Consider the following 26,733-nt stretch of genomic DNA (forward strand, 5'->3'; position numbering starts at 1 on the left):
CAATCCCCAGTCCCCAGTCCCCAATTACCCAAGATACCGTTGCAATAAACCAATAAAAACTTCTGGTATTTCCAAATGAGGTAATATTCCGGCATCTGCGATCGCATAAAAATCTTGAATTGCTCTTGGATTTAAATTTGCCAAGCGTTGTCCTAGCTTGATATTGGTAAATTGTGCCTTTTCTCCCCAAAAAATTACTGTGGGAATTGTCAGTTGCTTAATATATAAACTCAGGTCAAAGTAAAGATCGCCCCGCAAAAATGCCAAGGCGGCAAACTTGGCATTAGGCTGTTGTGCTGAGGTTAAATAAGCCTGTACTGTCTCTTGGGATAGTCGTTGTGACTTAGCAAACAGAAAACTTTGTAAAAAATTTCGGACTGCAATTTCATTTTCAGCACCAAACATATAAATAAAACTGTCCAACAGAGGCGCATTGATTACCGAAAGCGGAAGTCTGCGTCCAGCACCCTGTCCAAAATCATCAAATCCAGAGGGGGACACCAAAAACAATCCTTTGAACAAATTGGGTTGAACAATCGCTAGGCGGATAGCAAAAGCGGCTGTGAGAGACGAGGCTACCACCGTCACCGGCTGGCGACAAGTTTGGATGATAAACTCTGCGATCGTGCTGAGATAATCCCTAATTTTATAATCCCGGACTGGATGAGCCGATTCTCCCCAGCCGATTAAATCTGGGGCTAAAATGCGGTAATTAGCGGCAAAAGCCGGGTAAACTTTAGACCATTCATAAGCAGATGCTCCACCACCAAAGTTATGGAGAAACAGTAGTGGGGGTAAATCTTCAGTATCAGCAATCGCCCAAGGTGCATTCGTTTGGGTATAGTAAACCATTGCCCCCAAGGATGTATGGATGACTTTATGTCCAAAGCCAGGAGGTTGAAACTGAAGCATAAAATTAAAAAGTTTAGTTTAGTTTAATTTGCATACAGTCAAACTAATCAGGAGCGGAGCCGGAGACGCTCCGCCTCCGGTCAGAATACATCTGTCTGAATAGTTCAAGAATCGGGAGAACATTTGATGAATCAATATACAGCAGAATTCAGAATTCAGTAGTCAGAATTCAGAAGTAAAACAGGCTTTATACCTGGCTTTTAGACTTAGCTTGTGTACCTCACTAACTTGAAATTCACTGTATCAATTACACTTGATTCTTTCTAAATTCTAACTTTTGGCTCCTGGGTGCTGAATTCTTGCAATTTATAATTCATAATTTACCCTTGCTTTTTCTCGGCATCTCCTGTGATTTGCACAAGTTGATGGAGGTTATCACCACTGATTTGATAGGCTCCGCCAAAACCAACTACAAAACGGCCTTCACTGGGAGTTAGCTGGAAAATCCGAAAGTCAGATAAGCCGCGCAAAACCTCGATAATTTCACCAAATCGCCCTTGAAATTGCTCAACAATTTGATTCCACTTGTCAGTTTCACGCTCTATCAAAGTTGCCGTACAATCAAAACTCAAACGACGACGCGCAAAAATTAGATTACTCTTAGCTTCATCCTCAATAAACAAGACACTAACATGAGGATTCGCATAGATATTTTTGGTATGAGTCGAAAGACCGCTGACGTAAATGTAGATATTCTTGGAGTCATCCATTACAAAGGGTGCATAACTAGCATTGGGTATTGCTTGGGCGCTCACGGTGCTAATGATTACACTCTCAAATGCTTCAGGAAACTTTTCGTACTCAGCTTGAATGTTTTCAAGTTGACTCATAAGTAAATTATCGCTAGGAACACCTAATTAAGTATCTTAACGTGATTGAGCGATATCTATGATGAGCCACGCCTACGCATGGAATACCCAAAAATAAAAGCGATCGCTCCTTTTAACTCAAGAGCGATCGCTAATTTTTGGATTACAGAATACAGTTTAACCAGCAACAGGTTCCAACAATTTAATGTCAGAGAAGATAAATTCCTGAGTAGAAAATTGTCCTGCTGTCTCGGTGCGAATCTCCCGACGATTTAGGATGAAATAGTCACCAACTTTTTCATACTCATCAATAAATTCGCTTCTACCACCCTTTTGTTCCCCAGTTTTGGGATCATGGTAAACAGAGTCATAACGGTGGGACAGGTAGCCTTCCCCGGTGTCGTGACTGCTGAAGGTGTCAATAGTTACAAAAGTACCGTGAATTAGACGGTGAACATGGCAGACTTCATTATTGCGGACTTTGTATTTATCGCCCTCAGCCTTACCGCCCATTAAAAGCTCAACCGCACCAGTTTCGTCAGTTTTGCCATAACTAAAGGTATTGGCGCTGTGAGTGTCTTCAAAGCTGCGGCGGACGCGGTGAATTGCTATCTCCCACGCTTGTCCATGAATTGCTTTCTGGGCTGCTTCGTCATCTACATCCAAAACTTCGGCTTTGAGATTGGCACTGATGATAACTTTGCCTGTAAATACTTTGTCATCATGCTTAAAAGTAATATTTGCGGTATAACCGGGGAAATTTTTGTCCCAAGTATAGCGGTTCTCATAAGCAGCCCGGAAAAGTTCCTGAGCAGAGAGTTGTGTAACTGTCATGTGCTTCTCCTAGTCGCTACTGTTAATTAGCGTTTTAGTTTCCTTGGTATTAGCATAGAAGTAATTGTTGAGGCTTGGATAGTCCCCAACTGGGTACACTTATGGCTAATTCTCTACACGCTGTATTTCATGCGATCGCTAATGTCCAGAATGAGCAAGAGTTAAGACTAGCTCTCACGGATAAAATTAGCGAGCATTTTGGCGTGCAAAATTGGGGTATTTATCTTCTAGATGAGCCACCAACCACTGAGATTAATGTTTCAGGCATTCCGGCAGTATGCTTAGAGAGCAATCCAGTGGGACGCTACGTGGTTGAACGTCATGCTCCCGCTCATGAACAGTTATTATTATCACCAGGAGACTGGAAGCATTTTTGCTCACGTTCTGATCACGAACACGTAATGACTGGGCCAATTGTTTGCGATGGTCGTCTTGTCGGAACGCTTAATTTGGCTCGTGACAAGGGAAATCCCGCCTTTAATGGCAATGATTTAGCTGACTTGAGCGCTTTATGCATTCATTTGTCAGCAAAAATGGCAACCCTACGGACAAAACCCAAAATATCCAATTCGCTTTTAGTAAGTCCTTTAACAGCGCGTGAGTTAGAAATTGCCGAGTTGGTGGCGCAGGGGTTAACGAATGCGGAAATTGGGGAAAAACTTTGGATTACGCAAAATTCCGTCAAACAAGCTTTAAAGAGGATGTTTCGGAAATTAAAAGTTTCGGCACGTGCAGAAATGGTAGCAAAGTTACAAGATATACAAGTTTCTTGAAGGAGACAGGAAACAGAGTACAGAAAGCAGAAGATAAGAATATTCTGGAGTTTATACCCAGTTTAAAAGAAGAATTGTATTGAGCATAGAGTGCAGCGACATACAAAGCCTCAGCCTCCTGCCTCCTGCCTTCTGTTATAAAGACTCTAACTGATGATAATCTAAGATTGTTGAATCAAATTAAATAAAAACTTTTGTTTTTGACAGTTTTCTTTTTTGGACAATAGTAATATAAGTCGTAAATAAAGTCTTTAACAATTAAGACTTGGTTATGATTTAAGTAAGTTCTTAGAACTTAGTTAGTTTTTTAACAGGAGAAGTAGGGTGCTTAACAACCTTCATCAGTTATTATCTCCCCGTCAGTGGGGAATTTCCCTTGCGGGCTTAGGCTTACTTCTCGGTTTCGGCTGTATAGCCAAACAGACTCAAGTAGTATCAGTTAAAGATTCTCCATTATCATCGGCTCAGATTCAAAAAAGCTCATCATCGCCTCAGATTCCGAAAACCTCTGAAAACTCTCTTTTGTCGCAGCTTAGAAAAGTTCGGGAGCAGAGAAGTCAACTGAATGCGGCTTCTGGAGGCGGAAAAACAGTACCTACAATCACAGCGTTGGTTCCCGATACTCAGGGAACTACAAAAAGCGGAGGGGTGTTACCAAGAGCAAATTTCCCTGTACAAGATGGGATTTACCTCTATGGTCAATCACCAAAAGCAAACCAGCTTGGTCAAGGTTATATCATATTTCAAAAGCAGCAGGCCAAGGTAACGGGTGCTTTGTATATGCCCCAATCAGAGTTTAATTGTTTTCAGGGTACAATCAACCCATCAGGAGAGTTGGCGATGACGGTTAATAGTTCGTCTAACGAAGCCAACTCTAATCAGTCTAATCGGGTAGCTACAAGCAATAGCCTGCCTAGGATAGGTGAGGATGAGTACAACTCCTATGCTTACTCTGTAGCTTTGCAAGACTTTTACCGACTAAATTCTATCACTGCTAGCGATCGCCGCACGTTGCAAATGTGCAAATAATCTCCAACATCTTGATAAAGTCATTCCAAATCACTTCTGCATAATCGCCTTAGCCTAGCATGAAGACTTCGTAATTAATACATTTACCAATTTTGGTGTTCCATTACACCTACTAAGGATTGCAAGTCAAAGTCGCGATCGCGTTCACTTAGACAAATGCCAGAACTGACAACAGTCAAGTCTGTTTTTGCGTAGGCGTAGCCCGCCGCAGGCATCGCACTAGTACCGCAAGGCGTAATTCGTAATTCGTAATTCGTAATTAATTGTTTGCAAGGGTTTCAGACATTTAAAATGGTGAGATAGCGCGGTCTTCTCCCAAAGGGAGAGGCTAGCGCCAAGGGGGTTTCCCCCAGTATGTAAGCTTTTTCAGTTAGGGCACGAAGTGAAAATTTTAGGTTTTAGAAAGTTGATTTAAAATGAATCGAATTTCCTTCTTATTACACTGCTGTTTCTTAACAGCGTAAATCATTCGACCTGTATATGCCACAGAACGATGAATTACACCTTTGACAGCATCCGTCACATAATGAGTGGGTGGCAATGGCAAATCTTCAAAGGTAATTAAATACCAAATCTCATTTAGCTTCTGGTATTGATGATAATTATCAATGATGACAATATCAGTTTGTTCTTGTTTTTGCTTCTGCTTTCGAGGTATTTTCTCGGCTGCACAAAGAATTCCAGTTTCAGGATGAATATAGAAGCGATCGCGATAGCTTGTATCTAGCTGAATTCGATATCCTTGGTAAGGCTTGCTATAGAAACTACCATCAATTATTTCTACATGCCGTTCAACATAGTCCCACACATGATCGACAACATGCTGTCCGGTCATTGTTTTGGGATCTAATCGTTGACACAGTTGGCTGTAAACCTCATTCCAAGGCTGTCCGACTTGCGATTGCAAAAACCGACGCAGAGGGCCAAGATGGTCTGAAAGATATTTGGATTTTTTTATTGGTTTAATCAGGTAGGGATTCAACAATCCATCCTGAATTGCTTCCTCAGTGATTTTGTATAATTGCTTCTTAAAGCCAGTCACTTTTTTGAGACTGATTCTCCTTCCACCACGAGGACGCTCAATCACAATCTCGCTCAAACGATGTTCGCTCATATCTCACGTTGTTTAAATGCAGTTGTACTAATTGAGTTGTTATTAAACATGAGTTAGCTAACATCATTGAACTCACCTCTTTATTAGGTAAAGGTTATAGATAAATCCGATTTAAATAAGTGAAATTCCGCACTCATTCATCCCTGCTGCAATTCCCAATTGTGTTTTTGACACATCAACAGAACGTCCTTCAAATCGAACATGAACCATTGCAATCACCTCTTGTTTGAATTACGAATTACGTTAGCGCAGCGTTAGCGACGCAGGAGCGTCATTACGAATTACGAATTATAAATTCATATTAGTGGAACCGTCGGGAATTGAACCCGAATCCTGCAACCGTCCGTTTGTTGGTTTCAGAGCAGTCGAACACCAATCGCGGCCCCAAAAGTAGGCACTACCGAAAGAAACTGCTAAACTAATCCCCAAAAAGTAGCATCTAAGGAATTATCAAGGTTACGAGAGGTTTTGGTTTTGCCTTTTGAGGAGGCTTTTATCTTTATATTACATTTGTAATACACAACTTACATAATGTCAAGAGGATACTACAAGTTTTTTAGGCATATTTTATCGAAGAAGGCAAACTCTGCTTTCAAAAAGCCAGATTCTCACGAATTAATGAAAGAGCAAATAGGAGAAATTAGGTTGTGGTTAGAAAAAAAGTAGGAGTAGAGTCCTAGTGTGGAACTTAAAAACTGGTATTTTACTACTCACATTAGGTTGCATCGTTGCGACTGGTATAGCAGTATATATTCTTGGCGGCGTTGAACCAGAACAAATTCAAGCTTTGCTGAAATATTCTGGAATTTGGGCACCTGTTATTTATGTTGCTTTGTACGTTGTAGCAACTATGTTAGTTTTGCCTTCAACAGTACTCAATTTGACTGGAGGTGCAATTTTTGGGCCTTGGCTAGGAACTGTCTGGACTAGTGTTGGAGCTGTAATTGCGGCAATCATTGCCTTTGCTTTTACTCGTACTATTGGACGCGAAGCAATTGCAAAACGACTAGCAGGACGTTGGCAAGCTATGGATGCTGAGGTTCGTCGTGGAGGACTTTTTTATATGTTTGCTATACGACTAGTACCGGTTATGCCCTATGGCTTGGTCAATTTCGTCGCTGGACTGACGTCGATCAGTTTTAAAGATTATGTACTAGGTACAACATTAGGAACAGTACCGAGTGTCTTACCTTTTGTACTACTAGGTAGTTCTGGTTTGAAGGCAGTTAAGACGGGTGATTTCTTACCGCTAATTCTCGCTTTAGGCTTAACTGGAATGTTGGTAGCAGGGTCTACTTGGTATCGGAATCGTCGTACTTTTCCTAAAAAAGCTATAGAAAACCTTAAAAAATCAGACTCATCAGATCCAATTAACCCGAATAAGAAATAAACTATAGGACTCATATTTGATTTCTGAAAAAACTCAATACAACTAAGAAGCCTTCTTGACTGTTGCCTATTGCCTATTGCCTATTGCCTGCCTACGCAAATTAGTTCAGAAATCAAAGCGGATTCCTATATGCTACCAAAGTATTCATTTGTTATTCCAATCTATAACGAAGAAGAAATTATTCCCGAACTATACCGTAGACTGAGTATAGTAATGAATCGGATGGATGGTATTGTTGAATTAATTTTGATCAATGATGGTAGCCGCGATCGCTCCCTACAAATAATACGAGAACTCCATCAAAAAGACCCGCGCGTTTGCTACTTGAGCTTTGCTCGTAACTTTGGTCACCAACTTGCAGTTACAGCTGGTCTTAATTTTGTCCGGGGTCAAGTTATCGTCATCCTGGATGCGGATTTACAAGATCCACCAGAACTAATTCCCGACATGGTTGAAAAATGGCGACAGGGGTATCAGGTCGTCTACGCTCAACGCAGTCAACGTCTCAAGGAAGGACGATTCAAGCGTTTTACTGCCTACTTCTTTTATCGTGTTCTGAAGAAGCTTGCAGATGTAGATATTCCTACTGATACTGGTGATTTTTGTTTAATGGATCGGCAAATTGTAGATATTCTTAATTCTATGCCAGAACGCGCCCGCTATATTCGTGGTTTGCGTTCTTGGGTTGGCTTTCAGCAAACAGCAATTAGGTTCGAGCGCGACCCTCGCTTTGCCGGGGAAGTTAAGTATACTTTCAGCAAATCTTTAGCACTTGCTATCAATGGTCTTGTGTCCTTTTCAATAGTGCCACTGCGGTTATCAACCTACTTAGGGTTAGTAGCAGCGGTGGCGGCCATCTTGATGGCTTTCTTAGTCTTGTATTGGCGTATTTTTGTCCCCAATTCGCCTTTAACCGGGTTTACGATTATTTTAATGGCAATTTTCTTTCTCGGATCTGTGCAATTAGTCAGTGTTGGTATCTTAGGTGAATATATAGGGCGCATCTATGAAGAAGTTAAAGCCAGACCCCTCTATACTTTGGCAGAGGTAGGTGGTTTCTATCATAAATCCTCCAACTCAACAAACAATTCTGACGAGTACCAAGTGAGCGTGGGAGACGAGGGCGCGAAATAGTTCAATAAAAATGCCTGAACCTATTTTAGGGCTTGCTGAAAAAGTCTGATGGCTGGGGTAGGCAATAGGGAATAGGCAACAGGCAATAGTTTCATCGTGATTTTTGGTGTTTTTTTGTGACCTAATCCATTAGAAATGCAAAATTTTTCAGCCTAATACCCCAATTTACTTGCACCTGTTTCTACAAAAATAGCCCCAAAACATTGAGAAATCAACGTTTTATCATTATTCAGCAGACCCTATTTTATTAACCCAGATTTTTGCCTGACTTCTTTAGGACGTATTCCAATACTGCTTGGGTAAAGCATTTTAAACTCGGAATTGGGTTTTGGGTAAAGGTTAAAGGGTAAAGGTTAAAGGTTTTTTCTTTCCCCTTACCCGAATGGCACTAAGTTAATCGCAAAGCCCTGATATAACTTGCTTTTTGAGTGTGGGGAGTGTGGGGAGTGTGAGGGGTAAGACTTCTTCCCCGTCCTCCCACACCTCCCACACCTCCCACACCCTGATGAGGTTTCAGCTTTTCTTAGTGCCATTCCCCCCATTGGTGTCAACTTAACGCNNAGAGAATTCATTCTCTGGCGGGTTATGAAGCCCGCAGCGAAGCTATTTCTAGCTTAAGTTGACACCAATGCATTCCCCCTTACCCCTTACCCTTTTCCCCAAAACCCGACAAGTATTGGGACGTATTCATCCCGTTTCCACAGGCGTTGAACCCTCTTAAATTGGCTAAGGTATTGAAGGTAAAAGCGGGTTTATTCAGCGATTAAGTTGGCGATCGCATCTACTAACTCGGCTGGCTCTACTGGTTTGGCAAGATGCTTGTCAAATCCGGCTGCAAGTACTTGCTGGGCGTTAATTTCTCCAGCGTATGCTGTAAGTGCGATCGCTCGAATTTGCCCTCCCTGCTTTGCCGGCAGTGTTCTCAACTGTCGCATGAACATACATCCATCCACTTCTGGCATTCCAATATCGCTTAAAAGTATATCTGGCAGGGATTGCGCTAAGGCGGCTAGGGCTTCATCTGCTGATGTGACTGCTGTCACATTTGCCCCATATTGCTTTAGTAAGAAAGCAATAAATTCTCGCGTATCTGTATCATCATCCACTACTAAAATCTTGACACCATTCAAATTTGAGGATGGCTCAGAGTTACTGCTGTCCTGTCTAATCTCTAATTGATTTTGGATCAGTGGGAGTCTGACTGTAAAAGTTGCTCCCTGATCTTCGCCCCCACTTTCTACCTGGACTGTGCCGCCATGCAGTTCGACTAAGTGACGAACGATCGCTAATCCTAACCCCAATCCACCAAATTTTCTGGTGGTGCTGCTGTTCTCTTGGCGAAAATATTCAAACACGTAAGGCAGAAAATTGGGGTCGATGCCTTTCCCTGTGTCGCTGACTTGAATCAGTGCTGAGTTGGAATTAGAACATAATGATAGTCGAATATCAACCCGTCCCCCCATAGGTGTAAACTTAACCGCATTTGAGAGCAGGTTCCACACGATTTGCTGCAATCGGCTGGAGTCACCCAAAACTTGCCCCAAATTTGGTTCTAAGTTGATGTGCATCTCAATTGACTTCGCTTCTGCCGATAGCCGCACTGTCTCCATTGCTGCTGAAATCACAGATGTCAGATCAACTGGGTAGATATTCAAACTGATTTTACCTTGTAAAATCCGGGAGATATCTAGTAAATCTTCAATCAGTTGAGCCTGTAACTTAGCATTTCGCTCAATAGTCTTTAGTGCTTGAGGGATGGCCTTTTCATCAAGTTTGTTGGTTTGGAGTAGCTTTGCCCATCCTAAAATTGGGTTGAGTGGCGATCGCAATTCATGAGAAAGTACTGCTAGAAACTCGTCTTTTATCCGGTTGGCATTTTCAGCCGCCTGTTGAGATTGCTGTGTTTCTGTGTAGAGTCGGGCATTATCAACGGCGATCGCGGCCCGGCCAGCTAACTCTTCAGCTAACATTAGGCTTTTGGTATTGTAACGACGACCTGAAGAAGATACCAAAGTCATCGCTCCCAACACCCGTCCCTGAACTATTAGCGGTACACTCATACCAGATGTCGGATTTAATTCTTGCAAGATTTTTAGGTGACTGACATTGTGACTTAACCCTTGTATCTGTTCATCAGAAATCAAATGAATAATTTGTGATTTACCCGTTCGTATTACTTCAGCAACACCTGTTGTTTCTGCCAAATCAGGCGGATAGTTTTGTAACTGTTCTACCAATTCTTGCTTCTCTGGATTGGCATGGGCTGCTGCAACTCGACGGACTAATTGATTGTCACAAATAATATCAACTAAGCACCAATCAGCTATTTCCGGCACTGCCAAACGTACCAAACCTGCTAAGGTTGTCTCGTAGTCCAATGATGTAGCCAAAATCCCACTAGCTTCAGCCAGAAAACGCTGTTCCTCCTCCACCTGCTTACGCTTACTAATATCTCGCGAAGACGCTTGCATCTCTAAAATTTCTTCAGTTTGGCGATCGCGAATAGCTCGAATAGTTGCTTCCAACCAGATATAATGTCCATCTTGGTGACGGGCACGGTGAGTAATGGTATAAATATCTGGTAAATCGGCATTGACTTGGTAATTTATCGCAATCTCTGCCAAATCGTCAGGGTGAACTAATTTATTACTGGGATGGCCGACTAGTTCCTCTGGTTGATATCCCAGTATTGTGTAGCAAGCTGGTGAAACGTACAGAAGAATTCCATCTACCGTATGGCGTGAAATAATATCAGTTGAATTCTCCGCCAGCAGCCGAAAACGCGCCTCACTCTCGCGCAGTTTTTCCTCAGCCTGCTTGCGTTCGGTAATATCAACGCACATTCCCACCCATTCGCGGATTTCGCCTATTTCATCGAGTATGGGCACACCACGTATATTCATGTAACGGTATTCGCCGTCATGCCGCAGAACACGATACTCGGCAACTGCGATGCTGCGTGTCGGAAATGCCTGTTGCCAAATTTCCACCATCGAGGAACGATCTTCTGGGTGCAGTGCCTCAACCCAACCCCATCCTTTGTATTGTTCAGGACTTTGCCCTGTGAAAGCTTGCCAGGTGGGAATATCATCAACAACGTTGCCCCAAGGTGCCGCCCTCCAGACGATAGATGCGCTTGCCTCTGCTAGTGAACGGTAGCGTGCTTCACTATCGCGCAACGCAATTTGCTGTTCGCTCAAATCTTCCCGCAAATCTATAACCTCTTGAGCTTTCAGGTGATCAATGAAATAGGTTTTTTAAAAGTATTTGGCTAAAAGCGCTTCACCAGGTTCTCCCATTTGGTGTAATAGCTCTTTAATTTGTTTAATAGCCAGTGGTGAAGGTTGTGTGCGTCCGTTTTCCCATCGGTTTATAGTGTGAAACGAAACCCCTAATATCGTTGCCAGTTTTACCTGTGTAAATTTAAGGCATTGTCGAGTCTCACGAACCAACTGTGCAATCCTTAGCTGTCCGATTTCAGGCATAAGCTAACTATATTTTTATTTTTCTACCAGATATTGCAATATAACAGATGCTATAACTTGGACTGCACCTATCTATGGTATAAAGGTAGACCTATCAAAATAGGTAGAAATTTGATGATTCACCTAGAAAAAGCTAGTACTGCAAGGCGAAAGTCAACAAACAGGGAGTAGGGAACAGGGAGTAGGGAAGACGGCATTGGTCGGGGCTTGAAACCACGGGCCAATGCTCTCGTCTTGAAAGACGGGGCTTGTATCCCACTGGTTGTTGGGGCTAGTTTTTCCCCTACTCCCTACTCCCTACTCCCGCCCCAACGGGGCTTGGTCAAAAGAATTGTATTCCGAGCTTCTTACGCCATTTGAAATGGTATGTTTATTTCCGTCGTGCTGTACTAGTAATAGAGTCGTTTCAATTCAGGGGATGAGAATATGAGAGTTTGGCTTGCCTGCTTTTTCGTGTTGTTTGCTTTGGCGGAACTGTTTGACTGGTTGCAAGAGTTTAATCTGCCATTACCTATTTATATTTTGGGTGGCGCTTTTTTAGCTGTTGCTTCTAACTATGATCGGATTTTTGACTCCTATTTTGCTGATCCCAGCATTGAAGCAGCACTTGAACAACCCCAGTTAGATTCACTAAGCCCATCTACTAATCCGATTTCTTTCCCAATTGCCAGTCCTGTTGAAGATGCTCAAACATCTCAAACAGATGATTAGCGATTGTCTTATTTTCTAAATGACGCTGTGCATAAGCTTGCTTTTAGAGTAGGAATACGCCAAAGTCTCTAATTAGCAAGTAAATTGCTACATTAATAGGAACTTCAGGTTAAGTAGCTTTTAACCTAGAGTCCGAAAATTAACTTTTACGCCTGCAACATCTACCCAATTCAGGCTACCGCCGCAACGCCGTGATTAGTGGATTATTAGAAAAACTCCGTTTCCCCTTTGTCAAAGTTCAGGATTCCCGTGAAACTTCCAAGAGCAAAAGCTGGCTGCCAATTATTTTTGTTACCAGTGTAGGAGTTACCGCCTTTATCTGGGGAGTTCGGGAACTCAGATGGTTACAGCCTTGGGAGTTAAGAGTTTATGACCAGATGTTGCGATCGCGTCCAGCACAAGCACCAGATCGGCGGATTTTGCTAGTTAAAATCACTGATGAGGATCTCAAACGAGAGAAATGGACTATATCAGATCGGACAATCAACCAACTATTAAAGAAAATAGAGTCCTATCAACCGCGAATTGTTGGTTTATATCTTTTTCAACCAGAACACAACAATTTGGCAGCTAATCTCCAAAATCAAGATAACGTTATCAGTACTTGCTTATTCAGCAGCTTGGGTAGAGATGAAATGCCACCGCCACCCAATTTTCCTATAGATAATGTTGGATTTAGTGATGTGGTTGCTGATCATGAAAATGATCAAACTCTCCGCCGCAGTTTGTTATTTGCTCACTCTACAGACAAAAAATGTACAACATCATTTGCGTTTGGTGCATTAATTGCAATTAATTATCTGGAAAAACAAGGCATTGACTACCAGTTCACTAAAAAAGGAGATTTTCAGTTAGGTAAAACCCTGTTCCCGCGTTTACAAGCTAATTCCGGTGGCTACCAACATCTGGATGCAGATGGCTATCAAATATTATTAAATTATCGTCATCCCAACAGCCTCGCCGACCAAGTAACCCTCACAGATGTTCTTAGTGGCCGAGTCAACCCCAATCTATTTAAAGACCGTCTGGTAATTATTGGCACTACAGCAGCTAATTTACCTCCAGGTGGATTTTATACACCCTACAGCGCTTTGCCAGATCAACCAGCCAGAATGCCTGCTTTGTTTATTCATGCACAGATAGCAAGTCAACTTATCAGTACAGTATTGGATGGGCGATCGCTAATTTGGTATTGGCCAGACTGGGTAGAACTTATTTGGGTGTGGGGTTGGTCGCTTTTAGGTAGTGTTTTAGCATGGCGATCGCAAAATCCATTGCTTTTGCTAGCGTTAGTAGGGACAACTCTACTTGGGTTAGTAGTAATCTGCGTTGCTTTGTTCTTGCAAGCCGGATGGGTTCCATTAATTCCTTCTGCCCTTGCCTTGGTGCTTAGTAGTATCTGTGTAATTGCTTATACTAGCTACCAAAATCAGCGACAAACTCAGGTGATTATTCTGCAAGTTGAAAAACAACAAGAAGCGATCGCTCAATTAAATGTCCTCTTAGAAGACAAAACAGCAATTCCCGACTCTTCTATTGATTTTCTTCCCCCAATTGATTCACCAGAAATAAAATCAGGTGATTTGCTTTTGAGTGGACGCTACAAAATCTCTCAAACTCTGGGTTCTGGGGGATTTGGTCGGACTTATTTAGCACAGGATACTCAACGACCGGGTAATCCTACTTGTGTAGTTAAAAAGTTAATGCCAGCCCGTCAAGATACAAGATTTTTGCAAGTTGCTCGCAGGTTGTTTCATAGTGAAGCTGAAATTTTAGAAACTTTGGGTAAACATCATCAAATACCCGAACTACTTGCTTATTTTGAAGATGACCAAGAATTCTATTTAATTCAACAATATATTGAGGGACATACCCTAAGTGAAGAATTACCACCTGTGCAAAATGTACAGAACGAATCATTTGTAATTGAGATGCTCAAACAAGTTTTAGAAGTTCTAGAATTTGTTCACCAGCATCGAGTAATTCATCGTGATCTCAAACCGACTAATATTATTAGATGCGCTCAAGATAATCGGCTGGTGTTGATTGACTTTGGTGCTGTCAAATTAATGCAACCGCCAAGTAGTGAGCAAACAGAATTAGCCACAGTAGCCATCGGGACGCGGGGTTATGCACCTCCAGAACAATTTGCCGGTCATCCCCGCTTGTGCAGTGACATTTACGCTTTAGGAATGATTGCGATTCAAGCCATAACTGGGATACCACCGCAGGAACTCTACCCAGATCCAGAAACGGGGAATGTGATGTGGCGGCAATCTGTGCAAGTGAGTGAAGAGTTAGCGGCAATTTTAGATAAGATGGTTTGCTATCATTTTAGCGATCGCTATCAATCAGCCGCCGCAGTTTTACAAGATTTGAAACGGATGTAGCCTGGAAGGTGTGTTAACTAATATCGATAACCTTCAGCATTTAATATTCACGCACAGTAAAAAGAGGAACAATATTCTTGTTCCCCTGCGAATGCTCTATGTTCCATGACATTGAAAGCGGCTATAATTTTTTAGCGATCGCAAAATTTTAGATCACTGCAAATCAATTTTCATCTCGCCCGTGAACTTGAGCGGGTGGACTGGTTGCTTCAACAGCAGTGAATGGTTCTAAAATTTTATAGGTGTGGCTAGCTCCTTTTGGTACTACCCAAGAACTTCCAGGTTCTAGTAAAATGGTCTGCCCTTCAATATGTAATTCTGCACGACCATTGATTACATAACCAACAGTTTCATATTCCCGTGCTGTTGAATCTTTAGGTTCATTTGGTTGCTCATTCTGCCACAGGCGCATGGAAATGCTTTTGCCAGATGCAAGATATTTCTGACCAAGTTGACCTTTAGGAGAATGACTAGAGTCTACTTTGATAACGGTTCTATCAGACATATTTTTTGCCTCTTGATAATTTTAACTTTAGGCATTGGGATTAGGGGAGAGGTGAAAGGTGACAGGTGATAGGGCATAATCTGTACCCTGTACCCTGTAACCTAGTCCCTATTCCCTTTAAGGTTTGAGTACAACTTTGATGCAGTTATCTTTCTTGTCCTTAAAAATTTCGTAGCCGTGGGGCGCTTGTTCTAGAGGTAATCTGTGAGTGATGATAAAGGTCGGATCGATTTCACCGTTTTGGACGTGTTCTAGCAAAGGTTTTAAATACTTGTGGACGTGTGTTTGTCCCATTTTCAAGGTTAGTCCCTTGTTCATAGCAGCACCCATTGGCACTTTGTCTACAAAGCCACCATATACACCCGGAATTGATACGTGACCACCTTTCCTACAAGACACAATTACTTGCCGTAATGCCGTTGGACGGTCTGTTTCTAAACGTACTGCTTGCTTTACTTGGTCGTACAACGCCATAAAATCTGTGCCGTGTGCCTCCATTCCTACTGCATCAATGCAAGCATCGGGGCCACGACCGCCAGTCATTTCTTTGAGTGCTTCGCCAACATCTACTTCTTCGTAATTAAGGATTTCAGCTTTGCCGTATTCTTTAGCCATTTGTAGGCGTTCAGGAATGCGGTCAATAGCAATAACCCGTTCTGCACCAAGAAGATATGCGCTTTTAATAGCGAATTGTCCCACTGGCCCACAACCCCAAACGGCGACAATATCACCAGGTTTGATGTTGCAGTTCTCAGCTGCCATATATCCAGTGGGGAAAATATCAGTTAAAAATAGTACTTGCTCATCCGTCAAACCATCGGGAATTTTGAACAGACCGACATCAGCAAATGGCACTCGCGCATACTCTGCTTGACCACCAGCGTAACCACCAAATAAGTGAGAGTAGCCAAATAGACCTGATGGTGAATGACCCATTTGCTTTTCTACTAACCAAGCATTGGGGTTAGAGTTGTCGCACAGTGACCATAAATCCCGATTGCAGAAAAAGCAGTTACCGCAGGAGATGGTGAAAGGAACAACAACGCGATCGCCTACGTTCACATTTTTAACTGCACTTCCCAGTTCTACGACTTCCCCCATAAATTCATGACCAAGGATATCGCCCTTTTCCATTGTGGGGATGTAGCCGTTATAAAGATGCAAATCAGAACCACAAATTGCTGTGGAAGTGATTTTAATAATGGCATCACGTGGATTGATAATTTTGGGGTCGGGAACTGTTTCCACCCGCACATCGTTTGCTCCATGCCAGCAAACTGCTTTCATAACTATTAGTCCTTAATTAGAATTTATTGCTAGTCCTAAAAACCTAGCTTGATAAGCATTTNNAGGCATTCCTATGCAGAGCATAAGAACGAGATAAGGAGAGCCAGCGCGGTCTTGGGATCTCCCCAAGTGGAGCGACTGGCGTGGGTTAGGGAGGATCTAAAGTGCCTAGAGTCACAGCAAAACACTTGTTCATTCAACCTCTTAGACCCTATTTATTTCGTTATCTGGTAGCAGGAGTTCGGTAATAACCTTCTTCTGTTTTAGTTAATGGTTGAACATTTTCTCCAACTTTGTTTCTCGTAGAATTCAGAAAATCTTTTGTAGCTCTAGGAGTTTCTTCATCCAAATTTAGCTTTTCACGGATATTATCAGCAGCTTCTTTTAATGGATTTTGGGCATTTCTGATTTGAGTATCATTTCTAATTTCACCTTGCTGATCTGGTACACCTTTATAATAAGTACCCTCTGGAGTCTTAACATCAGCTTGTGCTATGTTCGCAAAGCTAAAAGCCTGACCCAGTAAAAACATAAATCCTACCAGGAAAACTACAAGTACTTGGGAAATCCGAATATTCCGCAACCATGAAATTACTCGATTCATAAAAACCTCAATTGCATTCTGTTGGGTGTACAATTCAAAAGACTGAATGACTATTCACCATTCAGGTTTAAGAATAACTTGGATGGAGTTATCCTTTTATTGTTGAAAAATGTCATAGCCGTGGGATGTTTTATCTAAATACAATCGTCGCTACGACTACTATGTATCTCTTTCAACGCTTCGCCAGCATTAACTACGAAGGAGTTAATCACTTCTGCTTTGGCAAACTTTTCGCCATTTTCAGGCATTGGGTAAAACTAATGATGTCCAGAAGATTGACCTTGCGTTGTGGCAATTTCGCCTGCTTCCATGAGCATTTTAAAGCGGCGCAATTCATCATCAATTTGCTGTTCTGGTTCCTCACCAAAAAGTTTAGCTACGGTAGCTCCCAATGCTCCACCTGGTGGGTTATACTCCAAGACAATTTTTACTTCCGTTCCGCGCTCGACTGGTGCTTTTTTAAAGCGGACAAAACCAGAATTATCAATATCTGCCCCTTCCACAGAAGCCCAAGAAATAAATTCGTTTTCCCGGTCTTCGAGAATTTCTGCATCCCATTCCACGCTGTTATCTAAAGGTGCATTGGCTACCCAATGAGAACGTTTTTCGTTGTACACCTTGACAGATTTAAGATGTTTCATAAATGTGGGCAGATTCTCAAAGTTGTGCCAAAAACGATACAATTCTTCTGCCGATTTATTAATTGTTACCGTCTTTTCAACTTTGATGGGTTGGTTTATCCCTATTGCTTCTTGTGCTTGCTGGATTGTGCTTTGCTTGGTTGCACCTTGATAAATCAAACCGCCACCTGCTAAAGCCGTTAGCGCTCCCCGTAAAGAACCTTGCTTTAAACCCATCAGCACCATTGCACCGCCACCAATGAGAGATGCCCAACGCTCTACTTCACTAGCTTCATGCTGACTGGTGGTCAGTTTATCACCTGATGTTGAAGTCACTTTTTATCTCTCCATCACAGTAAATTAACCACAGAGGCGCAAAAACTAAACTTTCTTGTTTCTGTCTCTGCATTCTTCTCTACCTTTGCGTAGCGTGTCGTAGACAGACTGCGCCTCTGCGGTTCGGTTCCTTCCGTTACATTGATACAGCGGCCCCTGTAGTCGGCTTAGGAGGCTGAATCTGAGCATCTATCCGCGCTCGATACAACTCTACTAATTGCTGTTCGTATTTCAATAAATCGTGGTAAATTTCTTTGAAAATAGCAGTTGCTACTGGGTCAGTGTAGGTTGCACACAAATTGCCAATATCGCCGATACCAGTTTGTACATCTCCTAAAGCAGAACGCAACTGATATATGTCATCGCTTCCTGTCAAGGCAGTTTTCACTTTGGCATACTGATTGGCAATATTTGCTCCTAAAGAGGGTTTCTCACCCAATAGCTGAAGATAGGTTTCTAGCTTTTCAATGTGGCGTTGTTTATTACCAATCATCTCTTGAAAAAGTGATTTGATTTGGCTATCTGATTCCTTTTCAAAGTACTTATCCAATGCTTCCAGTGAATAACGTTCACCAGTAAGGGCAGTATTTAAACCTCTGCTAATATCACCTTTAGTTGAGCCACCCCAAGCATCAGCCAGTTTCCACCATTCAGCAGTTGTATCTTTTTCATTTGGCAATGCAGCATCTTTGCCACCATAACCCAAACGGCTCAAAATAGCTGTGGTGAAAATTGCCAAGTCTCCGGGTTCACGAGATGTAATCAAATTTCCGTCAACTACCACCGGCTCATCGACATAATTTGCGCCAGCGTTAATCATGTCTTTAGCAATAGCGCTAAACCCAGTGGCTTGTTTACCTTTGAGTAAGTCGCCTTCAATCAAAACTTGTGGCCCGTGACAAACCGCAGCCACTAATTTTCCTTGTTGTATAGCCTCTTGTACAAAGCGTACTGTGTTGGGGTTGCGTCGCATTTTGTCGGGAGCCATACCACCGGGAATCAGCACTGCATCGAATTCAGCTGCGATCGCTTCTGTTGTAGTACCATCAGCTTGGATGCTAAGTTTGCCGCGTTTACCCTTATATTTTTCATTCATTCGGGAACCGAGGATTACTACCTCCATTCCTGCTTGTTTCAGTCCATTATAAGGAACTGTAAATTCCGCATCCTCTACTGCTTGTTCAATGAGGATGGCAACTTTTTTCTTACCGGAATGATTGTTATGGTCAGTCATAAAATGGTATTACCTGTTTATTTCTAGTATTTAACTAGCTACAATATTTATCGATCAGGACAGTTTAACAGCCAGGAGTTTTAAGAAGACAAATTTTGATTTTCCTACTATGCGGGTACTTCACCTGTTGGTGAAATAGTAAATAATTCTTCATAGTCGTGAGAAAAATAGGCGTGGAAAGCCGCAAATTTTTCTGGGCTAATGGCATTTTGCAACACTGCAAATACAGCCCGGACGTGAATTGCCGCTGTGGTTGGTTCTATATTTTCTTTTTGACTTGCACGCGTAATAAACTCTTGCAAGTTGAAGGTCTTACCACTATCTCCTTCTCTTCCTCGCAAATAATCGCCTAATTGTTGGGGCAAATTTGCAGCTAGTTCTTGTGCTTCATCACCAGCTATCCGTTCTTTAAGGGTTTCTAATGTGGCACGGGTAGCACGTTCTGCCTCTTCACGAGAATCTGATTGGGCAAGGCTTTGTACGTGTGTAATGAACTCGTCGTATTCCACTGTGTACCTCCGCTGCTCAAAATTATTGAATATCTTGTTGTTTAGCATTCAGGTGTTTTAAAACATCAATAAAAGTTAAAATGCTAAACTTAAATTTTTATTTTTTCTGAATAAAATAGTTATGAGTCAGAAATTAGCTACTGAATAGTTTCGGTTTAATAACTCCTAACTCATAACTAAAAACTTCAACTACAAGTTGCTTGACCATGAATTCATATTTACAATCTTATTGCGCGATCGCTAGTTTAGCTTCGTTCCCAGGGGATAGATTATTTTATTAGCTATACATCTCTAGTTAGACAAGTTTGTGACAGGAAAACGTTATTGTGATAATGCAGAAAATGGCTAGTATCATGGCAGAAAAAAATCATCATGACGGAAATAAAAGCAATGATTTGCCAGAAGAAATTACCGAATCTTACGGTACTGGTGTGAAAGACTTGCCGGGATACAATATTGGCGGGCGCTCAATGGCAGCACAAAGACAGGAGTATACAGAAACTAGTCCTGAACTCACTGGTGGAGATGTTGATGCTTATTGGCAAGATGCAGATGCAGTTGGAGATGAGGCTGTTGGTGGTACTGCTTCTACTCCCGATCAAAATGTAACTGAGGATATAGGAGCCGCAGTGGGGCTAAAAATGGATGATTCTGAGTTTCTGCATACCAATGATATTTTAGAGGAACGTGATGGCGATCGCTGGGAGTTAGATCCAAAGTCTTCTGAAGATTATCAAAATCGGCGAGAATAAGCTCAATCTACATTCATAAATTGGATGCCTCTAAATTAGGCAGTGCTTTTCTAAGTACTGCCAAAATAAAATTAACATCTATCCACGGAAATAGCTCTTGAAAATCTCTAAATAAATTAGTATTCCAACTGCTAATTTATTTAACTTTCCACTGCCAAGTATTATTTTGGCTGTTGATTTTGGATGATTATTTAACTGTAATGCTTTTAATAAAGGGCTAAAAATTTTTCTTCTCTATGATTCCAAGACATCTGTCTTCAGTAGGTTAAAAGTACAAATATACATTTGTTAATGTTGCTAATAGTACTGGTAAATGTAATTGGAGTTAATCATGACATACACACAAACTAACGACCCAACTATTCGTGAACATACTCAGGCTTGGCAAAACTTAAATGTGGATCAACAACTCGCTTTATTTTGGTTTATCTATAAAGAAATAGGCGGTTCAATTACGCCAGCCGCTCCTGGTGCTAGCACTGCTTCTTCAGAAATCGCTGAAGGTTTGTTTAATCAAGTTAAGGAATTGTCTCACGAACAACAATTACAAGTTCAGCGTGATTTGATTAATAAAGTGGATACCCAAATTTCTCGTGAATATGGTTCTTTGGGTGATACTACCAAGCTACTGTTTTGGTATCGATTATCTCAAGGTATGGAAAATGCCACTATTATTCCCATGCCTGATGATTATCAACTTTCTTCAGAAGCTAAAGCGTTGTTTGGCAGAATTCAAGGATTAGAATTTGAGCAACAGATTACTCTTTTCCGCGATTATGTTTCGCCAATGGGTGCTGAATCAAAAGCAGGTGCCGAAATTTAGTTTTTGAATGACGATGTTGTTAGAGGATGTTTGAAAAGCATTTCTCTGTAACTTTAGGCACTTTAGATCCCCCCTAACCCCTTAAAAAGCTACGGTGTATACACAAGTCTGAAGTAGTTTACTCACCTGGTTTATGCGTCAGTTTTACCCCACCCTAACCCTCCCCTTGCAAAGGGGAGGGAACAAGATTTTCCGGTTTCCCTCCTTTACAAGGGGGGATTAAGGGGGGTAATTCAACTTGTGTATACACGGTAGCCTTAAAAAAGAGGGGAACCGGAGTCAAAGTCCCCCAATTTATCGGGGGATTTAGGGGGATCTAGAACGTTTTACTACTGACAAGAGGACTTTTTAAACATCATCTTAAAGCTTCTATACTACTAGCCAGTTGCTTGATATAAAGCTGAATTTTGACGGCTGGCTTCTTTATTTTTTTTGATAAATAAACACAGAGTAAAAACTAAAACTCTTACTCTGCGATCACCTATGTCTTTAGGTAAGTTGCACCCTACAGTCGTAACGCCCTTTGTTTTGTACTCAATATATTAAAAGTAATTATAGTTTATTTAATCTGCCTTTTGGTTGGTTTAAATATACTTTAGTTATATTAATATTCTATCTTTTTTGAGTTTTTTATCTAAATTTAAATGTTTAAAATTATATAGATAAGTAAGAAGAATAGTTAATTTTTTTACATTGGATATTTAATTAATTTATTCAAATTTAGCACCAAATAATCTCTATGGAAAACACAAGATTGGTAACTAATTTACCATAAGTTATTATGGCTGATAAATGTGTTGATCGATGAAAGCTATATATCTCAATATTTAACTCTTTAAATAAAGGCGATCGCTAAATAGTATTCAGAGTTATTTAATACTTAACTTATGATACATTCACCATAAGGTAAATAGATACACTGCCAACATAAATTGTCGCAAGATATCTATTTTCTAAGTATGATTTCTGTATTTACCAAAAGGAGCATTCACAGCAGCGTGTCGGAAAGACTTGGGATTTTTCGTAGCCGTGAGATGAGTTAATCCATCACAGCTAACACAGCTTTTGGTAATAATTTATCTTTAAACCAAACAATTCTGGCGGGGACATCATTTAATTTGACTCCCGCTTTTTCTAAATTCAGTCGTTCGGAAATTGCCAAAATTAAGTCATCACGTCCAGCCCGCCGTACCTGAGAAAACTTTTTTTGTAAATATTCAGGTCGCCAATACCCAACAATTTCTAATAAGAAAGTGCGTCCATCAGGATGCACTAAGCGAAAATCGGGAATCATCACACTACCAGGGATTGGTATCAAATCAACTTCTCGCTCTAATGCCCAACCACTTTTCAACGCATCCCATTTATCAGCAAAGGATGCTTCTAGCATACTATCGTAAGGCTTTCCCGGTGGATAGTGCGATACTAAACCACATTCGGAATTGAGGGTGAAACGTCCAGTTTTCCAACTATTTGTATAAGCGTCGCGGGTTTTGAGAATGGAAGAAAGACTCCATTTAGTAACGTGCAGTAAGGCGGGGATAAGTTTTGCGATCGCTAACCCATATCGTGTACTAGGATTAAACAAGCTCGTCGGCCCATCAATGGTAATTGTAAACCCGTGGTCAGCATCACCCTCAATATAAGCCATCAATTGAAACAACTTTAGGTAGCGAAATAATAGCTTATATTCTCCCGGAACATTCCGGTGAGCATTTAATACAAGTTGACTGGCTTTATAAAATACACCCTGCACCTGAGATAAGTTATATCGATTTAACAAATCTGGTGCTGTTGGTGCATCAAAAACAGTCAAAATTTTATTTTCAGATAAATCAGCATATAATCCATTCCGAACTTGTTCTGTTAAAACTTCCCGCTCAAGTTCTTGAGTTAATTCATCAGCAATTTTACTCAGAGTAACTTGTGTTGATTCTCGACTAGAAACAGACTTTGCAGCTAGAGAAAACACTCGTTCCCTTAACATTTGTGGTTCCAGAGGACTAACCACTTCAAAAGTGCAAAAACTACTTTTAAGAATATAAGCTAATCCCCGTTTCACCCGATAATCTGTTGAATCTCCTTCAAAGTCAGTCAGCTGTCGCTCAAGTACACCCTGAGTTTTCCCCACTGCTGATTGAAAATAATTAATTAACTCAATCGCCAACTCCGAAGTTTTTTGATCAATCTTCAGTCTCTTCGGAATGATCTCCTCGCCGTTTTGGCGATGCATCAGTAAATCTGTCGGTAACATCTGCTGAATTTTGGATTTTAGATTTTGGATTTCCGGTTGAATAATTAATTTCTATCTGTTCCGCAGCCTTCAAACTTTTTTCCTTCCCACTCCCATACACAACCTGTAACTTTCCTTTCTTTTCTCCCTCTACTTTCCTCTCCCCCCTTCGCCTAGCCGAAGTCCCTTCTTCACTCGTATCCTCCGCCACTACTTCATATAAAATCGCCTGTTTATTCTCAATATTCCCCTTCCGTAAAATCCTCCCCAATCGCTGAGTATACTCCCTAGCCGAACCAGTTCCCGATAAAATAATTGCAACAGTTGCCGCCGGCACATCTACCCCTTCATTCAACACATGAGAAGCAACCAAAGTATTATATTGACCCTCTCGAAACTTTGTTAATATTTCATGCCGTTCTTTCACAGGAGTTTGATGAGTAATTGCCGGAATTAGCAACTCTTGAGAAATCCGATAAACTGTTGCATTATCAGCAGTAAAAATCAAAATTCTTGCCGGATAATGTTCTGCTAATAAATTAATTAGAATTCGCAATTTACCATCAGTACCCAAAGCAATATCTTTCGCTTCTCGATGCGCTAACATCGCTCTCCGTCCAGATTGCGATCTAGCACTCATTTGTACGAACATTTGCCAACCTTGCAGACTCCCTAAAGAAATCTTGGATTGCTTCAAAAAGTCATTGCGGGTTTGAATTAATTGGTTGTATCTTTCCCGCTCAAGTTGCGATAACTTTACCTTAATTTGGACAATTTCATGATCTGCTAAGGCTTTTCCCGCCAAATCTTCGGCGCGTTTGCGATATACTTCTTGACCAATGAGGATATTTAAGTCAGCGTGTTTGCCATCGGTGCGTTCTGGTGTCGCGGAGAGTCCCAAGCGATAAGGTGCGATCGCATATTCAGCAATCACCCGATTAAAATCTGTGGGTAAATGATGACATTCGTCAAAAACAATCAACGCATATTGATTACCCAACGTCTCAGCGTGAATTGCTGCACTATCATAAGTTGCAACTAAGATAGCCGTTCTATCCCGCGAACCGCCTCCCAGCAATCCCACCTCAGCATCGGGGAAAGCCGCTACTAAGTGTGCATACCATTGATGCATTAAATCTAAAGTTGGCACTACAATCAGCGTCGTGCGCGGCGTTGACTGCATCGCCATTTGCGCCAAATAAGTCTTTCCCGCCGCCGTAGGCAGCACAACAACCCCCTGCCTACCCGCCAGTTTCCAAGCCGCTAGCGCCTCAGTTTGGTGGGGATAGGGTTCCATTTCCAGAGTGGGAACCAAGTCTACAGGATAGAATTCCTTCGCCTCATCGATAAAATAAACATCTTCCGCTTGTAGTGCTTCCACTAGCGATCGGTATCTAATTGCTGGAATACGGAATTTTTCAACTCTATCATCCCACGTCGCATAGTCCATCCAACCTTTGCCACGTGGTGGTGGATGGAGAATTAATGTGCCACGATCAAAATTTAATGTAGGGGTACGAGCCATTTTGGGGACTGGGGATTGGGGATTGGGGACTGGGGACTGGGGATTGGGGACTGGGGATTGGGGACTAGGGATTGGGGATTGGATATTGAAAATTAGGTATAGGAAAACTAGTCCGCAAGTTCCTAGCCTCCAGAACCCAGCACCCAGTACCCAGAACCCAGTACCCAGTACCCAGTACCCAGTACCCAGTCCCCACTCCCTTGATTACTAATAACGCAAAAAGTGCATGATTCATCCAATTGATTCCGACAAAAACCAACTCGATGCGCTCATTAGTCACGGAATGTCCTATCGGCAAACCAACAATAACCTTGCCGAATCCTACAAAGAACAGCGACAGAGTTTTTTGCTGAAACGGCTGCAATTACAGGCACAGATTATGTTGGTATCTGGCTTGACTTTAATCGCTTTTTTTCTATGGGCAAATTCCCAATTACAAGGCAAGATATATGCCTTTAAAATCGGTATTGTAGTAGAATTATTCACGCTCATTTGTTGGGGTTTATGTAAAACCTCTATAGGTAGTCGTTACCCAAATTTAATTTTTTTGAGTTTATGCTGGTCTGTAACTTGTGCCGTCCAAATTGATGTAGCTTTGCTGTTTAATAATCTAGAACCTAGAAGTAATATCTGGACTCTGATGTTTCTCACTCAGGCTACAATCGTTCCAGTACAATGGTGGTTACATTTAATATCACAAATAGGCACAATTATTTGCTATTTAGTTTTATATTTATTGTATAGTCCCCAATTAACCCATCCATCAGCTTTCTACATTGAGCAGGGTTTATATTTATTTTGGACTTGCATGATTTGTGTCTTCTCTGTCTATTTATACGAGCGCTTGCGAAAAAAAGAATTTTACGCCCGTAAAGCAATGGAACTAGCGCAGTACAAATCAGAACGTCTACTATTAAATATTCTGCCAGAGATGATTGCGGAACAATTAAAACAACAACCGACAACTATTGCCGATAGTTTTCTAGAAGTTACGGTGCTATTTGCCGATATTGTTGGCTTTACAGAACTTTCAAGTCGGACATCTCCTGCGGAATTAGTCGAGCTATTAAATACAATATTCTGTTTGTTCGACCAATTGGCAGAACGTCACGGGGTAGAGAAAATCAAAACTATTGGCGATGCATATATGGCTGTTGCAGGGTTGCCAAATCAGTCTAACAATCATGCTCCAGCAATAGCTAATATGGCCTTGGATATGCAAAAGGCTGTAGCTACATTTAATGAAGAAAATAACCAATCCTTTTGCATCCGCGTTGGCATTAGTACAGGGCCAGTAGTCGCAGGGGTGATTGGGCTGAAAAAGTTTGCCTATGACCTTTGGGGAGATACAGTCAATACGGCAAGTAGAATGGAATCGCATGGTATTGCAGGTAGTATCCAGGTTTGTGAAGCAAGTTATCAGCTTTTAAAGGATAAATACTTTTTGGAAAAACGAGGTTTAATTCAGGTGAAAGGTAAAGGTGAAATGATGACCTATATACTCAAGGGAATTAATTTCAAAACTTAATAAATCTATACTTTTTGACGGAAACTCCAAAATAAGACATATACAATTAGAGCGACAATTATCAGCTTATTCAACCTTTGCTAAAACTCTATTTTACTACTTTAGATAGATTCGCAGCAAGCAACTGCTTAGGTGTGTATTTTTTCGATGCATAATAGATGTTGAGCGATGTCTACGACAAGCTTGCCTACGCATT

At 41.4% G+C, this 26,733-nt stretch carries 24 protein-coding genes; 9 read left to right on the forward strand and 15 right to left on the reverse strand.

The window, feature by feature from the left end; genetic code table 11:
- Positions 1-24 precede the first annotated feature (24 nt).
- From A4S05_RS19005 to A4S05_RS19015, 3 genes are all read right to left on the reverse strand, one after another.
- Entirely contained in the window at positions 25-912 is an 888-nt protein-coding gene (locus tag A4S05_RS19005; RefSeq protein WP_069071363.1) for an alpha/beta fold hydrolase, read from the reverse strand.
- Between the two features lie 320 nt (positions 913-1,232).
- Positions 1,233-1,742, reverse strand: a complete 510-nt coding sequence (locus A4S05_RS19010; RefSeq protein WP_069071364.1) for a HugZ family pyridoxamine 5'-phosphate oxidase — start codon at positions 1,740-1,742, stop codon at positions 1,233-1,235.
- Positions 1,743-1,898: 156 nt separating this feature from the next.
- The gene (locus A4S05_RS19015) at positions 1,899-2,555 is read right to left on the reverse strand and encodes a DUF3386 domain-containing protein (RefSeq protein ID WP_069071365.1); all 657 of its coding nucleotides are present in this window, start codon (positions 2,553-2,555) and stop codon (positions 1,899-1,901) included.
- Positions 2,556-2,656: 101 nt separating this feature from the next.
- On the opposite strand from A4S05_RS19015, the gene A4S05_RS19020 reads away from it, so the two are divergent.
- Both A4S05_RS19020 and A4S05_RS19025 read left to right on the forward strand, forming a co-directional pair.
- Entirely contained in the window at positions 2,657-3,328 is a 672-nt protein-coding gene (locus tag A4S05_RS19020) for a LuxR C-terminal-related transcriptional regulator (protein WP_069071366.1), read from the forward strand.
- Positions 3,329-3,652: 324 nt separating this feature from the next.
- Positions 3,653-4,357 (forward strand): hypothetical protein, encoded by a 705-nt coding sequence (locus tag A4S05_RS19025; protein ID WP_069071367.1) that lies wholly within the window; start codon positions 3,653-3,655, stop codon positions 4,355-4,357.
- Between the two features lie 83 nt (positions 4,358-4,440).
- Here A4S05_RS19025 and A4S05_RS43410 read toward each other — a convergent pair whose 3' ends face one another.
- Positions 4,441-4,572, reverse strand: coding sequence for a hypothetical protein (locus tag A4S05_RS43410; RefSeq protein WP_256091036.1), 132 nt, complete (start codon positions 4,570-4,572; stop codon positions 4,441-4,443).
- A gap of 176 nt (positions 4,573-4,748) precedes the next feature.
- Positions 4,749-5,471 (reverse strand): hypothetical protein, encoded by a 723-nt coding sequence (locus A4S05_RS19030; RefSeq protein ID WP_069071368.1) that lies wholly within the window; start codon positions 5,469-5,471, stop codon positions 4,749-4,751.
- Between the two features lie 679 nt (positions 5,472-6,150).
- Between A4S05_RS19030 and A4S05_RS19035 the strand changes: the two genes are divergently transcribed.
- Both A4S05_RS19035 and A4S05_RS19040 read left to right on the forward strand, forming a co-directional pair.
- Positions 6,151-6,861: a TVP38/TMEM64 family protein gene (locus tag A4S05_RS19035; protein ID WP_069071369.1), complete on the forward strand. Its 711-nt coding sequence runs from the start codon at positions 6,151-6,153 to the stop codon at positions 6,859-6,861.
- 129 nt (positions 6,862-6,990) lie between these two features.
- Positions 6,991-7,995 (forward strand): glycosyltransferase family 2 protein, encoded by a 1,005-nt coding sequence (locus A4S05_RS19040; RefSeq protein ID WP_069071370.1) that lies wholly within the window; start codon positions 6,991-6,993, stop codon positions 7,993-7,995.
- Positions 7,996-8,747: 752 nt separating this feature from the next.
- Here the strand turns inward: A4S05_RS19040 and A4S05_RS19045 are convergent.
- Both A4S05_RS19045 and A4S05_RS19050 read right to left on the reverse strand, forming a co-directional pair.
- Complete coding sequence (locus A4S05_RS19045) at positions 8,748-11,207, reverse strand: PAS domain S-box protein (protein ID WP_069071371.1); 2,460 nt, start codon at positions 11,205-11,207, stop codon at positions 8,748-8,750.
- Positions 11,208-11,252: 45 nt separating this feature from the next.
- Positions 11,253-11,480, reverse strand: coding sequence for a helix-turn-helix domain-containing protein (locus tag A4S05_RS19050; RefSeq protein WP_069071372.1), 228 nt, complete (start codon positions 11,478-11,480; stop codon positions 11,253-11,255).
- Between the two features lie 426 nt (positions 11,481-11,906).
- Between A4S05_RS19050 and A4S05_RS19055 the strand changes: the two genes are divergently transcribed.
- Positions 11,907-12,191: a hypothetical protein gene (locus A4S05_RS19055; RefSeq protein ID WP_069071373.1), complete on the forward strand. Its 285-nt coding sequence runs from the start codon at positions 11,907-11,909 to the stop codon at positions 12,189-12,191.
- A gap of 191 nt (positions 12,192-12,382) precedes the next feature.
- Positions 12,383-14,581 (forward strand): CHASE2 domain-containing protein, encoded by a 2,199-nt coding sequence (locus A4S05_RS19060; RefSeq protein ID WP_069071374.1) that lies wholly within the window; start codon positions 12,383-12,385, stop codon positions 14,579-14,581.
- A 163-nt stretch (positions 14,582-14,744) separates the two neighbouring features.
- Here A4S05_RS19060 and A4S05_RS19065 read toward each other — a convergent pair whose 3' ends face one another.
- The 6 genes from A4S05_RS19065 to A4S05_RS19090 form a co-directional block, all read right to left on the reverse strand.
- The gene (locus tag A4S05_RS19065; protein ID WP_069071375.1) at positions 14,745-15,086 is read right to left on the reverse strand and encodes a cupin domain-containing protein; all 342 of its coding nucleotides are present in this window, start codon (positions 15,084-15,086) and stop codon (positions 14,745-14,747) included.
- A 117-nt stretch (positions 15,087-15,203) separates the two neighbouring features.
- Positions 15,204-16,373 carry a zinc-dependent alcohol dehydrogenase gene (locus A4S05_RS19070; protein ID WP_069071376.1) on the reverse strand — a complete coding sequence of 390 codons (1,170 nt, stop codon included), beginning with the start codon at positions 16,371-16,373 and terminating at the stop codon, positions 15,204-15,206.
- Between the two features lie 223 nt (positions 16,374-16,596).
- Complete coding sequence (locus A4S05_RS19075; protein WP_069071377.1) at positions 16,597-16,977, reverse strand: hypothetical protein; 381 nt, start codon at positions 16,975-16,977, stop codon at positions 16,597-16,599.
- A 257-nt stretch (positions 16,978-17,234) separates the two neighbouring features.
- Positions 17,235-17,933: an SRPBCC family protein gene (locus A4S05_RS19080; RefSeq protein WP_069071378.1), complete on the reverse strand. Its 699-nt coding sequence runs from the start codon at positions 17,931-17,933 to the stop codon at positions 17,235-17,237.
- 136 nt (positions 17,934-18,069) lie between these two features.
- Positions 18,070-19,167: a DJ-1/PfpI/YhbO family deglycase/protease gene (locus A4S05_RS19085; protein WP_069071379.1), complete on the reverse strand. Its 1,098-nt coding sequence runs from the start codon at positions 19,165-19,167 to the stop codon at positions 18,070-18,072.
- A gap of 107 nt (positions 19,168-19,274) precedes the next feature.
- Positions 19,275-19,676 (reverse strand): DUF2267 domain-containing protein, encoded by a 402-nt coding sequence (locus tag A4S05_RS19090; protein WP_069071380.1) that lies wholly within the window; start codon positions 19,674-19,676, stop codon positions 19,275-19,277.
- 341 nt (positions 19,677-20,017) lie between these two features.
- Between A4S05_RS19090 and A4S05_RS19095 the strand changes: the two genes are divergently transcribed.
- Both A4S05_RS19095 and A4S05_RS19100 read left to right on the forward strand, forming a co-directional pair.
- Positions 20,018-20,428, forward strand: coding sequence for a DUF6335 family protein (locus tag A4S05_RS19095; protein WP_370684469.1), 411 nt, complete (start codon positions 20,018-20,020; stop codon positions 20,426-20,428).
- Positions 20,429-20,759: 331 nt separating this feature from the next.
- Complete coding sequence (locus tag A4S05_RS19100) at positions 20,760-21,251, forward strand: orange carotenoid protein N-terminal domain-containing protein (RefSeq protein WP_069071381.1); 492 nt, start codon at positions 20,760-20,762, stop codon at positions 21,249-21,251.
- A 1,039-nt stretch (positions 21,252-22,290) separates the two neighbouring features.
- On the opposite strand, the gene A4S05_RS19105 is transcribed toward A4S05_RS19100, so the two are convergent.
- Together A4S05_RS19105 and A4S05_RS19110 are read right to left on the reverse strand one after the other, a co-directional pair.
- Positions 22,291-23,505, reverse strand: a complete 1,215-nt coding sequence (locus A4S05_RS19105; protein WP_069071382.1) for a DUF790 family protein — start codon at positions 23,503-23,505, stop codon at positions 22,291-22,293.
- Positions 23,435-25,009, reverse strand: a complete 1,575-nt coding sequence (locus A4S05_RS19110; RefSeq protein WP_069071383.1) for a DEAD/DEAH box helicase — start codon at positions 25,007-25,009, stop codon at positions 23,435-23,437. Before A4S05_RS19110 ends, A4S05_RS19105 begins: the two co-directional genes overlap by 71 nt.
- Before the next feature lie 226 nt (positions 25,010-25,235).
- On the opposite strand from A4S05_RS19110, the gene A4S05_RS19120 reads away from it, so the two are divergent.
- Positions 25,236-26,537 (forward strand): adenylate/guanylate cyclase domain-containing protein, encoded by a 1,302-nt coding sequence (locus tag A4S05_RS19120; RefSeq protein WP_069071385.1) that lies wholly within the window; start codon positions 25,236-25,238, stop codon positions 26,535-26,537.
- Positions 26,538-26,733: the final 196 nt, after the last annotated feature.

The organism is Nostoc sp. KVJ20, assembly GCF_001712795.1.
GTDB lineage: Bacteria > Cyanobacteriota > Cyanobacteriia > Cyanobacteriales > Nostocaceae > Nostoc.

Bases quoted from the DNA above. Each gene is read 5' to 3' on its own strand.
- A4S05_RS19105 (WP_069071382.1), bottom strand. From the start codon at position 23,505: ATGTTACCGACAGATTTACTGATGCATCGCCAAAACGGCGAGGAGATC.
- A4S05_RS19040 (WP_069071370.1), top strand. From the start codon at position 6,991: ATGCTACCAAAGTATTCATTTGTTATTCCAATCTATAACGAAGAAGAA.
- A4S05_RS43410 (WP_256091036.1), bottom strand. From the start codon at position 4,572: ATGCCTGCGGCGGGCTACGCCTACGCAAAAACAGACTTGACTGTTGTC.
- A4S05_RS19075 (WP_069071377.1), bottom strand. From the start codon at position 16,977: ATGAATCGAGTAATTTCATGGTTGCGGAATATTCGGATTTCCCAAGTA.
- A4S05_RS19065 (WP_069071375.1), bottom strand. From the start codon at position 15,086: ATGTCTGATAGAACCGTTATCAAAGTAGACTCTAGTCATTCTCCTAAA.
- A4S05_RS19050 (WP_069071372.1), bottom strand. From the start codon at position 11,480: ATGCCTGAAATCGGACAGCTAAGGATTGCACAGTTGGTTCGTGAGACT.
- A4S05_RS19110 (WP_069071383.1), bottom strand. From the start codon at position 25,009: ATGGCTCGTACCCCTACATTAAATTTTGATCGTGGCACATTAATTCTC.
- A4S05_RS19085 (WP_069071379.1), bottom strand. From the start codon at position 19,167: ATGACTGACCATAACAATCATTCCGGTAAGAAAAAAGTTGCCATCCTC.
- A4S05_RS19010 (WP_069071364.1), bottom strand. From the start codon at position 1,742: ATGAGTCAACTTGAAAACATTCAAGCTGAGTACGAAAAGTTTCCTGAA.
- A4S05_RS19055 (WP_069071373.1), top strand. From the start codon at position 11,907: ATGAGAGTTTGGCTTGCCTGCTTTTTCGTGTTGTTTGCTTTGGCGGAA.
- A4S05_RS19015 (WP_069071365.1), bottom strand. From the start codon at position 2,555: ATGACAGTTACACAACTCTCTGCTCAGGAACTTTTCCGGGCTGCTTAT.
- A4S05_RS19005 (WP_069071363.1), bottom strand. From the start codon at position 912: ATGCTTCAGTTTCAACCTCCTGGCTTTGGACATAAAGTCATCCATACA.
- A4S05_RS19100 (WP_069071381.1), top strand. From the start codon at position 20,760: ATGACATACACACAAACTAACGACCCAACTATTCGTGAACATACTCAG.
- A4S05_RS19030 (WP_069071368.1), bottom strand. From the start codon at position 5,471: ATGAGCGAACATCGTTTGAGCGAGATTGTGATTGAGCGTCCTCGTGGT.
- A4S05_RS19120 (WP_069071385.1), top strand. From the start codon at position 25,236: ATGATTCATCCAATTGATTCCGACAAAAACCAACTCGATGCGCTCATT.
- A4S05_RS19095 (WP_370684469.1), top strand. From the start codon at position 20,018: ATGGCTAGTATCATGGCAGAAAAAAATCATCATGACGGAAATAAAAGC.
- A4S05_RS19070 (WP_069071376.1), bottom strand. From the start codon at position 16,373: ATGAAAGCAGTTTGCTGGCATGGAGCAAACGATGTGCGGGTGGAAACA.
- A4S05_RS19020 (WP_069071366.1), top strand. From the start codon at position 2,657: ATGGCTAATTCTCTACACGCTGTATTTCATGCGATCGCTAATGTCCAG.